11 protein-coding genes are annotated in these 13,434 nt (G+C 58.1%); 3 read left to right on the top strand and 8 right to left on the bottom strand.

The window, feature by feature from the left end:
- Positions 1-123 precede the first annotated feature (123 nt).
- From QSJ80_RS08750 to QSJ80_RS08770, 5 genes are all read right to left on the bottom strand, one after another.
- A complete protein-coding gene (locus QSJ80_RS08750) occupies positions 124-1,380 on the bottom strand; it encodes a ribonucleotide-diphosphate reductase subunit beta (RefSeq protein ID WP_285764056.1) in 1,257 nt (418 codons plus the stop codon).
- Positions 1,381-1,514: 134 nt separating this feature from the next.
- Positions 1,515-4,385, bottom strand: coding sequence for a ribonucleoside-diphosphate reductase subunit alpha (locus QSJ80_RS08755; protein WP_285764057.1), 2,871 nt, complete (start codon positions 4,383-4,385; stop codon positions 1,515-1,517).
- A gap of 506 nt (positions 4,386-4,891) precedes the next feature.
- Positions 4,892-5,968, bottom strand: a complete 1,077-nt coding sequence (locus QSJ80_RS08760) for an ABC transporter ATP-binding protein (RefSeq protein ID WP_285764058.1) — start codon at positions 5,966-5,968, stop codon at positions 4,892-4,894.
- A gap of 1 nt (position 5,969) precedes the next feature.
- A complete protein-coding gene (gene argF, locus QSJ80_RS08765) occupies positions 5,970-6,881 on the bottom strand; it encodes an ornithine carbamoyltransferase (RefSeq protein WP_285764059.1) in 912 nt (303 codons plus the stop codon).
- 39 nt (positions 6,882-6,920) lie between these two features.
- Positions 6,921-8,105 (bottom strand): aspartate aminotransferase family protein, encoded by a 1,185-nt coding sequence (locus QSJ80_RS08770; protein ID WP_285764060.1) that lies wholly within the window; start codon positions 8,103-8,105, stop codon positions 6,921-6,923.
- Between the two features lie 269 nt (positions 8,106-8,374).
- Here QSJ80_RS08770 and grxD point away from each other — a divergent pair, with 269 nt between their 5' ends.
- Positions 8,375-8,716, top strand: coding sequence for a Grx4 family monothiol glutaredoxin (gene grxD, locus QSJ80_RS08775; protein ID WP_285764061.1), 342 nt, complete (start codon positions 8,375-8,377; stop codon positions 8,714-8,716).
- An 86-nt stretch (positions 8,717-8,802) separates the two neighbouring features.
- On the opposite strand, the gene bfr is transcribed toward grxD, so the two are convergent.
- Together bfr and QSJ80_RS08785 are read right to left on the bottom strand one after the other, a co-directional pair.
- Positions 8,803-9,288: a bacterioferritin gene (gene bfr / locus QSJ80_RS08780; RefSeq protein ID WP_285764062.1), complete on the bottom strand. Its 486-nt coding sequence runs from the start codon at positions 9,286-9,288 to the stop codon at positions 8,803-8,805.
- A 348-nt stretch (positions 9,289-9,636) separates the two neighbouring features.
- On the bottom strand, positions 9,637-9,852 hold the full coding sequence (locus QSJ80_RS08785; RefSeq protein ID WP_285764063.1) for a bacterioferritin-associated ferredoxin: 216 nt from the start codon (positions 9,850-9,852) through the stop codon (positions 9,637-9,639).
- Positions 9,853-10,204: 352 nt separating this feature from the next.
- Here QSJ80_RS08785 and QSJ80_RS08790 point away from each other — a divergent pair, with 352 nt between their 5' ends.
- Positions 10,205-10,807 carry a peroxiredoxin gene (locus tag QSJ80_RS08790; RefSeq protein ID WP_285764064.1) on the top strand — a complete coding sequence of 201 codons (603 nt, stop codon included), beginning with the start codon at positions 10,205-10,207 and terminating at the stop codon, positions 10,805-10,807.
- A 201-nt stretch (positions 10,808-11,008) separates the two neighbouring features.
- The gene (locus QSJ80_RS08795; protein ID WP_285764065.1) at positions 11,009-12,172 is read left to right on the top strand and encodes a serine hydrolase domain-containing protein; all 1,164 of its coding nucleotides are present in this window, start codon (positions 11,009-11,011) and stop codon (positions 12,170-12,172) included.
- 151 nt (positions 12,173-12,323) lie between these two features.
- Here the strand turns inward: QSJ80_RS08795 and QSJ80_RS08800 are convergent, their stop codons facing one another.
- Positions 12,324-13,262, bottom strand: coding sequence for a D-2-hydroxyacid dehydrogenase (locus QSJ80_RS08800; RefSeq protein ID WP_285764066.1), 939 nt, complete (start codon positions 13,260-13,262; stop codon positions 12,324-12,326).
- Between the last annotated feature and the right edge of the window lie 172 nt (positions 13,263-13,434).

Raw genomic sequence — 13,434 nt, forward strand, 5'->3', positions numbered from 1 at the left:
TGCGGGATCTAATGAGGGGCGTGAAGCGTGGAAAAACAATGCGGGCCGAAGCCCGCGCAATGGTCCTGTGAGCCGTAGATTACAGCTTTTAATTGTTTTTAGAGGTGCTGGGAAATTCTGTGTTTACCACTGTAGTGCGCCACCGGTCTGGTATTCGATAACACGGGTTTCGAAAAAGTTCTTTTCCTTGCGCAGATCCATGATCTCGGACATCCAGGGAAACGGATTCTGGGCGCCGGGGAATTGCTCTTTCAGGCCAAGCTGGACGAGTCGGCGGTTCGCAATGAAGTTCAGGTATTCCTCCATCATCTGTGCGTTCATACCGAGCACTCCGTGGGGCATGGTGTCCCGGGCATAGGCAACTTCCAGCTCCATACCTTCGAGAATCATCTGGGTGACCTCGGCCTGGAAGGCATCGGTCCACAGGTGCGGGTTTTCCAGCTTGATCTGGTTGATGACGTCGATGCCGAAATTCAGGTGCATGGATTCGTCGCGCAGGATGTATTGGAATTGCTCGGCGACACCGGTCATTTTATTGCGTCGGCCCATGGAAAGAATCTGGGTAAAGCCGCAATAGAAGAAAATACCCTCCGTCACGGCGTAGAACGCGATCAGGTTACGCAGCAGTTCCTGATCCGACTCGGTTGTACCGGTGCGGAAATTCGGGTTGCTGATTGCTGCTGTGTGGGAAAGGCTCCACGAGGCTTTCTTCGCAACAGCGGGTATTTCACGGTACATATTGAAAACTTCGCCCTCATCCATGCCCAGCGACTCGACACAGTATTGATAGGCATGGGTGTGGATGGCCTCTTCAAAGGACTGGCGCAATAGATACTGTCGGCATTCCGGATTGGTGATATGGCGGTAAATGGCCAGCACCAGGTTGTTGGCCACCAGGGAATCTGCGGTGGAGAAATAACCGAGCGAGTACTCGACGATGCGGCGCTCATCGGCGGAAAGACCCTCGGGGTCCTTCCACATGGAGATGTCCTTGGTCATGTTGACCTCTTGTGGCATCCAGTGGTTTGCGCAGCCATCGAGGTACTTTTGCCAGGCCCAGTCGTACTTGAACGGTACCAGCTGATTCAGGTCCGCCCGGCAGTTGATGATCCGTTTTTCATCCACCTGCACGCGGGCTGCACCCATTTCCAGCTCTTCCAGCCCGGGTGCGCTGTCGATACTGGCAACTGCGCTGCGCGCAGCTTCAATCGCGCTGCCTGCCGGCTTCTGGTCCGCCGTCGGCGCCGAGGCAGGGGACTGTGCGCTGTAGGTGGCTACAGGCTCCTGCACGGCCGGCGCCGGTTGCGGTTCTGGCGCGGGCTGCGGATGGGTTTTGCCCTTGTTCGGTTCTGTTTGGTTGTAGTCGTCCCAGCTCAACATGTTCTGAATCCTGGTCTTGTTATTGATTACCGCTCCGGCCCTTTGGCATTCCCCCTGGAAACTGATTGCCGCCGGGCCGTCACGTACTGCGCGGATGCTTCGCATCCGCTTGCTCTCCCCCGAGCTTGAAAACTCTACTGGCAGGCCTCGCAGTCCGGGTCGTCGAGGCTGCAGGCCTGGGGCACCGCAGCGGGGCCGGCCTGTGTCGCACTGCCATTGGCGCTGACAGCATTCAGTGCGCCAGTGTCGATGGTGGACTTTTCAGTTGTGGTGGCCGCCAGCGCACGCAGGTAGTAAGTGGTCTTGAGGCCCCGGTACCACGCCATGCGATAAGTCAGGTCGAGCTTGCGACCATCGGCCCCGGCGATGTAGAGGTTCAGGGATTGGGCCTGGTCGAGCCACTTCTGGCGCCGACTGGCGGCATCGACGATCCAGCGCGGCTCCACTTCAAATGCGGTGGCATATTTGGCCTTCAGTGCATCCGGAATGCGATCGATTTTCTGGACCGAGCCCTCGTAGTACTTGAGGTCGTTGACCATCACCTGGTCCCACAACCCCAGCGCTTTCAGCTCGTGCACCAGGAATGGGTTGACCACGGTGAACTCGCCGGACAGGTTAGATTTTACGTACAGGTTCTGGTAAGTCGGCTCGATGGACTGGGATACCCCGGTGATATTGGCGATTGTTGCCGTGGGCGCAATCGCCATCACATTGGAATTCCGCATGCCGTTGTCGCGTACCCTGTCGCGCAGGGAGTCCCAATCGAGCGTCTGGCTGCGGTCCTGGTCGATATACTGGTGTCCGCGGTGTTCCGCCAGCAGTTCAATTGAATCGATGGGCAGGATGCCCTTGCTCCACAGCGAGCCTTCAAACGAGGAGTAGCTGCCGCGTTCCCCGGCCAGTGCGGAGGAAGCCTCGATCGCATAGTAGCTGATGGCTTCCATGGAGCGGTCTGCAAACTCCACGGCCTGATTGTTGGAGTAGGCGATGTCCATCTTGTACAGCGCATCCTGGAACCCCATCAGTCCCAGTCCGACCGGGCGATGACGTAAATTGGACTGGCGCGCGGTATCGACGGAGTAGTAATTGATGTCGATGACATTATCCAGCATACGCACCGCAGTGGTGACGGTAGTGCGCAGCTTGTCGAGGTCCAGCTCGCCTTCCGCGACGTGTTGCGCGAGGTTTACAGAGCCGAGGTTGCACACGGCGATCTCATCACCGGCGCGGGTGTTGAGTGTGATCTCCGTACACAGGTTGGATGAATGTATGACTCCGGCGTGCTGTTGCGGGCTACGCAGGTTGCAGCTGTCCTTGAAAGTAATCCAGGGATGGCCGGTTTCGAACAGCATACCTAGCATCCTGCGCCAGAGGTCTGCGGCGCGGACTTTTTTGTGGAGCTTGAGTTTTCCTGCCGCTGCGAGCTGCTCGTACTGCGTATATTTCTCCTCGAATTCTGTACCGAACAGGTCATGCAACTCAGGCACATCGCTGGGTGAGAACAGGGTCCACTCGGCATCCTCGAAAACCCGCTTCATAAACAGGTCTGGTACCCAGTTGGCGGTATTCATGTCATGGGTGCGGCGACGATCGTCACCGGTGTTCTTGCGCAGCTCCAGGAATTCCTCGATATCGAGATGCCAGGTTTCCAGGTATGCACAAACTGCACCCTTGCGTTTGCCGCCCTGATTGACCGCGACGGCGGTATCGTTGGCGACCTTGAGGAACGGGACCACGCCCTGGGACTTGCCGTTGGTGCCCTTGATATAGGCGCCGAGGGCACGCACCGGGGTCCAGTCGTTACCCAGGCCGCCTGCCCACTTGGACAGCATGGCGTTATCCTGCATCGCGCCATAAATGCCGTGCAGGTTGTCGGGAATGCTGGTGAGGTAGCAGGAGGATAATTGCGGCCGCAGTGTGCCGGCATTGAACAGGGTAGGGGTGGAGCTCATGTAATCAAATGAGCTCAGCAGATTGTAGAATTCTATTGCGCGGGCGTTGATGTCGTCTTCATTGAGGGCCAGCCCCATGGCCACCCGCATGAAAAAAATTTGTGGCAATTCGATGCGGGTGTCATTGTCGTGCAGGAAGTAGCGGTCGTACAGGGTCTGCAGGCCGAGGTAGGTAAACTGGGCATCGCGTTCCGCGTCCAGCGCCTCGCCGAGCCTTTCGATATCAAACTGGGCAAGTGCCGGGTCCAGCAGTTCCAGCGCGATGCCTTTCTCAATGTAGGCCGGAAGCGCCTCCGCATAGCGGGACTTCATTTCCGCCGCGGTCGCTGTCTCCGCGACTTCGAGGTAAGTGAGCGCTTCTGCACGGAGCTTGTCGAGTAGCAGGCGCGCTGTCGCGAAAGTGTAATCCGGCTCCTTCTCCACCAGCGTGCGTGCGGTGATCACCAGTGCGGTATTGATGTCATCCGGGCTGACGCCGTCGTACAGGTTTTTCAGGGCCTCCTCGCGAATGAGGGCGCCGTCCACGTCGCGCAGGCCGGCGCAAGCCTCATCGATGATGACCTGCAAGCGCGCCATGTCCAGTGGTTCAAGGCTGCCATCGGACTTCTTGACCCGGATGGACGGGTGGGGCTCTACCGGGGCCTGGCTCTGGGCACGCAGTCGCGCGTGTTCTTCACGATAGAGTACATAGTCCCGGGCTACCTTGTGCTCACCGCCGCGCATCAGCGCCAGCTCCACCTGGTCCTGGATTTCCTCGATATGGATGGTGCCGCCGGATGGCATGCGGCGATGGAAGGTTGCACTGATCTGCTCAACCAGCTGCTGCACTGTCTCGTGAATGCGGCTGGAAGCGGCTGCAGTGCCTCCTTCCACGGCAAGGAAGGCCTTCGTCATGGCCACTGCAATTTTGCTGTCGTCGTAGGAGACCAGGGTGCCGTTGCGCTTGATGACGCGAATCTGGCCCGGAGCGGTGGCGGTGAGGCTGGTATGTGGTGCTTCGCCCGCTGCTGTCGGGACGTTCGACGGGCTGTGGCGCTCGGTTTCAGTGCGCATGAAAATCTCCGCAATTCTTATTGTGTTGGTGTACCACCGCAGTGGTGCTTCCTGCTCGCTGGCGCTCGGGCCAGTCGTGTCGGGCGGGTGGCCCTGGTGGCCGGCGAGCCCTTCTGCCGCATTCCCGGCGGCACGGAATCTGGTTGTTAAACCGGGTACTTCAGGGTGTGCACGCCCACCATGAATTGTGGGTGTGACAGGTCGAAACCCCAATATGTTGGGGTTTGTTGTGGTGCGGGAAACAAGATAATGCGGTCAGGTGACCATTTCAATACGAAGAAACTATGGGTAGCTTGTGGATAAAATGTGGGTAATCGCGCAGGTCAGTGAGCGCTTTCGCGACACCCCGCGGTAACGCTGAGGTTTGCGTTAAATGGTACGAACGTGGCGCAGTTATATTTTTTTTTAATAAAAGCGATTCGATTATATCGGCATGGAATAGAAGCCCGGAGGTGGGCCAAAATTCGCGCGAAGTGGTACCCCGGTTGCCCGGTCTGGGTGATTTGTCAGGACTGCCGCTTGAAAGCGATAAAGTGATCGGCCTCTACGCGGATGCCGACCCGATCACCAATCCGATAATCGCGGTGGCTGCTGAATGCCGCCTGGACGCGGCTGCCGGTGGGTAGTGCCAGCGTGTAGAGGGTAGAGGTGCCGGCAAACACCTTGTGCTCGACCGTGCCCTGGTAGGGGCTGTCCTCGCTGGGGACTATGTCGTCCGGGCGCAACAGCACTTCTACCGGTGCGTCCGGCAGCCAGTCGTAACAGCGATTGCCGGAGAGCGTACCCAGCTCGGTGGTCACGCTGTTGGTGTCCAGCGCGTGGCCGGGCAGGAACGCGCCCTTGCCAACAAAGTCGGCGACAAAGCGATTGGCGGGTTCATGGTAAAGGTTGAACGGGGTATCCCACTGTTGCAGGCGTCCCTCCGACATGACGCCGATGCGGTCGGCGAAGGCAAAGGCCTCCTCCTGGTCATGGGTAACCATGATGGCATTGACCTGCTGCTCTTGCAGTATCTCGCGGATTTCCAGAGTCAGGTCGCGGCGCAGGTCCACATCCAGGCTGGAGAACGGCTCATCCATTAAAAGCAGGCGAGGCTTGCGGGCCAGCGCACGCGCGAGCGCGACACGCTGTTGCTGGCCGCCTGACAGTTCATCCGGGAAGCGCTTGCCGAAACCCTGCAGACGCGTGAGCACCAGCAGCTCGTCGACGCGCCTGTGCTGTTCGGAATTGCTGAGGTGGTTGATACCGAAGCGGATATTGTCTTCCACCGACAGGTGCGGAAACAGTGCATAGTCCTGGAACACCATGCCCATTTCACGTCGCTCGGGGGCAACCGTGCTGCCGGGGCCGGAGAGCAACTGGCCGGAAAGGTAGATATTGCCGGACGATACCGGCTGGAACCCGGCTATCGCCCGCAGGGTAGTAGTTTTGCCACAGCCGCTGGGGCCGAGCAGGCATGCGATATCCGCGCCGTCCAGGTTGAAGCCCAGCTCGTCAACAACCAGGTCGTCCCCATGCCGGCACGACAGGTTTTCGACCTTGAGCAGCGGCTGGTCGGGCAGCGGAACATCGTGCGCGTGCAAGTCAGTGGCTCTCCAGCAGGAATTCCATCAGGGCTTTCTGGGCGTGCAGGCGATTTTCCGCCTCGTCCCAGACCACGGAGATGCTTTCGTCCTCGAGCAGTTCGCTGCTGACTTCCTCATCGCGATGCGCCGGCAGGCAATGCATGAAAATCGCATCCTTGTTGGCGTGCGCCATCAGGGGGTGGTCCACCAGGTAGCCCTTGAACGCTTTTTCGCGTTCCTTCTGCTCGGTTTCCTGACCCATGGAGGCCCATACGTCGGTCGCGACCCAGTCGGTACCGCTGACCGCGTCCTTCGGGTTGCGGAAAATCTTGACGCGATCACCGGCGGCGGCGAGGACGTCCTCGTCCGGCTCATACCCCTCGGGGCAGGCGATATGCAGGGTAAAGTCGCACATGCGTGCGGCATTGATATAGGAGTTACACATATTGTTGCCGTCACCAACCCAGGCAACCACCTTGCCCCTGGGGCTGCCACGATGCTCCTGATAGGTCATGATATCCGCGAGCAGCTGGCATGGGTGGAAGGTGTCCGTCAGTGCATTGATCACCGGGACCTGGCTGTGCGCGGCAAAGCGCTCGACCACGTTGTGGCCGAAGGTGCGGATCATCACGATGTCCACCATGCGTGAAATCACGCGCGCACTGTCTTCGATTGGCTCGCCGCGACCGAGTTGCGTATCGCGCGGGGACAGGAACAGGGAGCTGCCCCCCAGTTGCGCCATACCTGCCTCGAAGGAAACGCGGGTGCGGGTGGAGGACTTTTCGAAAATCATGCCGAGCACCTTGTTGCGGAAGGGCTCGCCGGCGCCTCCCTGGCGGTGCAGCGCTTTCATTTCGATGGCTCTGTCGACGATAGCCTGCAGCTCTTCCGGGCTCAGGTCCGTCAGCGTGAGAAAATGTCTGATTGCCATCGTTGTTATTCCTCCCTTCCTGGTGTTACTTCGTGCAATTCAATTTGTTTCTTCTGCAAATGCTACTACCAGCTCCGCAACGGTGCTGGTGATAAACTCACAATCTTGTTCCTTGAGTGTCAGCGGCGGCAGCAAGCGGATGACGTTGCCCGCGGTGACATTCAGCAGCAGGCCGCGCTCCCTGGCGCGGTCCACGAGTTCGGGGCAGGGCGTTGTGAGCTCGATGCCGATCATCAGGCCCTTGCCGCGCACTTCCACGAATGCAGGGTTATCTACCAGTTTCTCGCGCAGCTTTTCTGCCAGCAGCGCGCCCATCTTTTCTGCATTCTCGATCAGCACTTCGGATTCGATGGTATCCAGCACTGCGAGCCCTGCTGAGCAGGCAAGTGGGTTACCGCCGTAGGTGGACCCATGGCTACCCGGGCCGAACAGGGCAGCCGCCTGCCCGCGTGCCAGGCAGGCGCCGATGGGGACGCCGTTGCCAAGGCCTTTCGCGGTGGTCACTACGTCCGGGAGTATATTGCTGTGCTGGTAAGCAAAGTAGCGCCCGGTGCGGCCGTTGCCGGTCTGCACTTCGTCCAGCATCATCAGCCAGCCGCTCTGGTCGCAAACCTGGCGCACGGATTCGATATAGCCCGGATCGGGAACACCGATTCCGCCTTCTCCCTGAATAGGCTCCAGTAGGATAGCGACAATATCTTCATGCTCTGCAGCGAGCTTTTCCAGCGCCGCGACATCGTTGAAGGGCGCGCGAATGAAGTTTTCCGGCAGCGCGCCGAAACCGTCCCGAACCTTGGCATTGGCGGTCGCGGTCAGGGTTGCAAAAGTGCGCCCGTGAAAGGCGCCCTCCATCACCACGATCCGGGGCAGGGCCAGCCCACGGTTGTGGCCGTGGCGCAGTGCGAGCTTGATCGCTGCCTCATTGGCTTCCGCGCCGGAGTTGGAAAAAAACGTGTTGTCCATGCCGCTGATTGCGGACAGGCGCTCGGCCAGCGCCTTTTGCGCCGGTATCAGGTACAGGTTGGAGGTGTGCAGCAGGGTTTTGGCCTGCTCTGCAACTGCGGCAGCGACTGCGGGGTGGCAGTGGCCAAGGCCGCATACGCCGATGCCCGAGATGCCGTCAAAATAGCGCTGGTCACGGTCGTCCCAGACGTAGTGACCTTTGCCGCGCACAAGAGTGAGTTTGCGCTCACCATAGGTGTTCATCAGTGCGGTTCCGGGCATTACATCTCCTTGTGACTAGTACTACCGTTGGCTCTGGACGGGGCAGCCATACTAGCAGGCGCGCCGGTCGGAGTGCCATAGACAAGGTGGCGAATATCGGCCATATACCCCTTAATTACGGCAATCGGCGCAGTTCCATTGGGTGAGGCAGGGGTGCGCAGACCCGCCAGCCGCATGGGGCAGGGTGGGTAGGGGCGGAAAATTGCAATGGAATGGAGTAGAATGCCCGCCGCTATTCCATTATCCACGTGAGGCGGTAAGCAAAAGCCATGGCAATCATCGATACCATCAAGCAGCAGATTTCCGAAAACCCGATCCTGATTTACATGAAGGGTTCACCCAACGCGCCGCAGTGTGGTTTTTCCATGCGCGCTTCTCAGGCGCTGATGCAGTGCGGACAGCGTTTTGCCTACGTAGATATCCTGTCCAACCCGGAGATCCGTGCGGAGCTGCCGAAGTATGCGAACTGGCCGACTTTTCCGCAGCTGTGGGTAAACGGTGAGCTGGTAGGTGGCTGCGACATCGTTATCGAGATGTTCGAAAGTGGCGAACTGAAGACGCTGATCGATGAAGCGGCAGCGCAGAGCGGTGAGGAAGCCAAGGGCGAGTAATCGTTACGGTATTCACAATAAAAAAGGCCCCGACGGGGCCTTTTTTTGTGCCTGGCTTTTGTACCTGGCGCCATCATTGCAGGGGGTTAGCCCTCTTCTGACGCTGACTCCATCTGTGTCTGCAGGTAGTTCTGGATGCCAACCTTGTCGATCAGGCTGAGCTGGGTTTCCAGCCAGTCCACATGCTCTTCCTCAGACTCGAGGATCTTTTCCAGTAGTTCTCGGCTGCCGTAGTCCCGCACTGATTCACAGTAGGCGATACCTTCTTTCAGGTCCGGGATGGCCTGCTGTTCCAGTTTCAGGTCGCAAGCCAGCATCTCCTGGGTGTTCTCGCCGATCAACAGCTTGCCCAAGTGTTGCAGGTTGGGGATGCCCTCGAGGAACAGGATGCGCTCTATCAGCCAGTCGGCGTGCTTCATCTCATCGATGGACTCGTGGTACTCCTTGTCCGCCAGCTCCTTCAGGCCCCAGTCCTTGAACATGCGAGAGTGCAGGAAGTACTGGTTGATGGCGATCAGCTCATTGCCCAGCGCCTTGTTGAGATGCTCGATTACTTTCGGGTCGCCCTTCATATAACTGGCTCCATGTCATTCTTCTTTGGTTTGTCCGGTGATCAGTACTGAGAGGTGTTAACGCACCAATCCGATGACCGAAAAGTTCAGCTAGTGTGAAACCGCAACACCGCCAAGTCAAGTGTAGGGCCGTTGCTGGCAGATTCCGCTAAGCTATTGATTTTATTGGGAAAAGAGATTGCTGTTGCGAATCATTTGAATTCTGGTTTGGCTGGAGGCGCTGTCATTGCGGGCGGGATGGTGCAGGGCGGATGCCCGTTGCGAAGGAGCCTTGCCGGACGGCTGGGGCTTGTCTGAGTACAGATCGGAGTACAGAGGCCTGACGGGCATCAGGCCTCGGAATACGGGTCAGACCGCGGAGTAGAACAGGCCCGGGTTGGCGCCAGGCTGGGTGGTGCCGCCGGCCATGGACTCATTGATGATTTCCTGGGCCAGTTCCGCACAGCGACCGCACTGCGAAGAAACACCAAGCGCGCGACGCAGGGATTTGATGGAGGTTGCGCCATCATAGATCGCTTCTTTGATGTGGCGGTCAGTGATGCCTTTACAGATACATACGTACATCGTTTTGCCCTGAATGAAATTCATTCTCATTTAAATTTTAGGGCATGTTAGTGATAATGAGAATGAGTGTCAATAAGCTTTAGTGGGTAATTGGTCAAAGTTTAGCCTATTGTGTCGGGGTGAATTTGGCGGCTTTTTCTGCGGCCAGCTCTGGAAATTTGTGGCTAACTTGCGCGGGCTGTTAGGCAACTGTTTCCCGCGCGCCTTAGGGCGCAACTATCGCACTTATATAGAAAATCTATGGGACTTATGCATTCCTCTCTGTATCATAGCGTCCCACTATTTAGCATAATCATCTCATAGCTAGTGATTATAAATTAACCAAGTCTTATCTAATATTGAGGAGAAGCACATGGGCGTACTGGTAGGCAAACCGGCACCGGACTTTACCGCCGCAGCTGTACTGGGCAATGGCGAAATCGTAGATTCCTATACCCTGTCCGAAGCAATCAAGGGCAAGAAGGCTGTCATCTTCTTCTACCCGCTGGACTTCACTTTCGTGTGCCCGTCCGAGCTGATCGCGTTCGACCACCGCTATGAAGAATTCGCCAAGCGTGGCGTTGAGGTGATCGGTGTTTCCATCGACTCCCAGTTCTCCCACAACGCCTGGCGCAACACCCCGGTAAACGACGGTGGCATTGGCCCGGTCAAGTACGCACTGGTTGCAGACGTCAAGCACGAAATCTGCCAGGCGTACGATGTTGAAGCGGATGCGGGCGTTGCTTTCCGCGGCTCCTTCCTGATCGATGAGGAAGGCACTGTGCGTCACCAGGTAGTAAATGACCTGCCGCTGGGCCGTAACGTAGACGAAATGCTGCGCATGGTTGACGCGCTGGCATTCCACCAGGAGCACGGCGAAGTTTGTCCGGCTGGCTGGCAGGAAGGTGACAGCGGTATGGACGCTTCCCCGACTGGCGTTGCCAAGTACCTGAGCGAGAACGCCGACAAGCTGTAATCAGCTGGTTGCTGCAGAAAGGCTGCCTTCGAAAGAAGGCGGCCTTTTTTTGTTTACGCACCCTTGTTGTGCATTTTGCGAATGCCGCCAAATGCTACCGAGCTTTGTCTGAAAAGTGATTTTCCCGCTGCTAGGCTTAATAGGTTTACGGAATCATCCGTGTGTGCCGGGCCTCCAATCCATCCTGATACCGAGTCGTAGATGCCGTTTCGTTGTTACAGGTTTTTTTACGCCATTCTGTTTGCTGTCGCATCTGCGGCCAGCCCAGTATTGCTGGCGAGTGACATCCAGCAATCGGCCCGGTATTTCGACAAGTATTTTCGCCAGGCGATCAAGGACAAGCGTATTCCCGGCGCCGCCTACGTCATCGTAGAGCGGGACAAGGTTGTCGCCATGAAAACCTATGGCGTCAAGACCCAGGGCAAGAAGGACCCAATCGACAAGAACACCGTTTTCCGGCTGGCCTCGGTGTCCAAGACTTTTGCTGGCACCGTGGCGGCGCTGCTCGAGCAGGAAGAGAAGTTTGGCTGGGATGACCGGGTCATCAATTATGTGCCCGAACTGAAGTTCAAGACCCGTAACCTGTCCAGCAAACTGACGGTGGGCCATCTGCTGAGCCATTCATCGGGCCTGGTGCCGAACGCTTACGACAACATGTTGGAGGCGTCCAAGTCCGTAGAGCAGATCCTGCCCAAGTTTTCCCTGATAGATCCGTTCTGCCCGCCGGGGCAATGCTACGGGTACCAGAATGTGCTGTTCAGCCTGATCGAACGGGTGATTGAGAAGTCCACCGGGGTGGCTTACGAAGAGCACCTGCAGGAGCGCGTTTTTACGCCCCTCAAGATGGAAAATGCCTCCATCGGTTACAAGGCCTTCACCACCGCCAGTAACCGGGCGACGCCGCACGTAAAGACCAGGAAGGGCTGGCGCGCGGTCAAGGTGAAGAAAGGCTATTACTTTGCGCCCTCAGCGGCTGGCGTCAACACCAGCATCACCGACCTGGCCGAGTGGCTGAAAGCCCACATGGGTTTTTATCCGAAGGTACTGGCCCCGGAAACGATCGCGGAGATCACGCAGCAGAGAATCGAAACCAAGCAGGACAGGCGTCGCCGGATCTGGCGGGACTACGTCAGCGATGCCGGCTACGGTCTCGGTTGGCGGATTTACAGTATTGGTGACGACCGGGTGATCTACCACGGCGGCTGGGTTGCAGGCTTCCGCGCAGCGGTGGCCTATTCGGAAAACGAGAAGATCGGGATTGCGATCCTGATGAATGCGGAATCCAAGGTGATCAACGAGATGACCGCAAACTTTATTATCGATATTACCGGCAAGCGTTCGCTTGCCAAGCTGGTTGATCGTTAATGACGAACGGGGTCAGAGCGAATGCTCTGACCCCTTAAGTTACGCGATTCATGGGGTCAGAGCCTTGGCTCTGACCCCTTAAGTTACGCGATATATGGGGTCAGAGCTTTCGCTCTGACCCCTTTTATCACGCGCTCTGACCCCATCGGTCTCAATAACCCCGCTCAAAATCCACCAGATACTCCAGCGCCTGCCCGCGCTTCCAGCGCTCGAGGTTGCCCAGAAAAATCCTGGCAATGTCTTCCGGAAAACTCTCCGCCGCACAGTGCGGCGTAATCACGAGGCCCGGGCAATCCCACAGCGGGCTGTCCTGCGGTAACGGTTCCTGCCTGAAGACATCCAGTACCGCGCCGCCTATTACTCTCTTCTCAAGAGCCTGAACCAGGTCTTCCTCGACAACAGCGCTGCCACGGCCAACGTTAATAAACAGCGCTTCACCCTTCATTCCTTCAAACAGGGCGCGATTGAAAAGGCCCTGTGTTGCCGGGGTATCCGGCAGTACGGAAACGAGAAAGTCGCACCGGGCGGCCATAGCCGCAAGCTGATCGCCGCTGAAGGTCTCGTCGGTGTTGGCGGCGGGGCCCGGTGTGCGTTTCCAGCCCAATGTACGCATCCCAAGCGCTTTTGCTGTTGCCGCAATTTGCTGTCCGATGGATCCCAGCCCGCAGATGCCCATGGTCAGGCCCGCAAGGCCGCGGTAGCGGTTCGGCTGCCAGATTTTGGCCTCCTGCTGTTTGGCCAGTTGCCCGATGCGGCGCTCCCTGGCGAGGATATTCCCGAATACATATTCGCTCATCAGTGGGCCGAAGATGCCCTTGATCCCGGTGAGCTGGTAATCGCGGCGCAGGCCATCGCGGCAAAATGGCTCGATGCCCGCAAATGTGGACTGTACCCACTTGAGGGCGGGCATCTGCGCGAGGCAGGGGGCCACCAGTGCCGGCTCGCCCAGCACGATTTCCGCGTTGGCGAGGATGTCGGCAGGTGGGCAGTCGTTTGGGCTGCTGATTTGCAAACTGCCGGCGGCAGGGTGGCGGGCGATCAATGCCTCGTATCGGGCCGCATCGCGGGAGAGGATCAGCAGGTTGGTCATGAGCTCCGGGTCCTTGGTGTCGATGGCATCTTATCAGTATTCAAGGGGCAGTATTCACGCCCGTACTGACGGGGCATGGAGGGCTGGTTGAAATTTGCACAGTTGGAATGGTCGGTCGCACTCCGTGCCGGATCTCTCTGACAGAAGTCCTTGAAACCGCGCAGGCAAGCCC

Source organism: Biformimicrobium ophioploci (assembly GCF_030270605.1).
GTDB lineage: Bacteria > Pseudomonadota > Gammaproteobacteria > Pseudomonadales > Cellvibrionaceae > Biformimicrobium > Biformimicrobium ophioploci.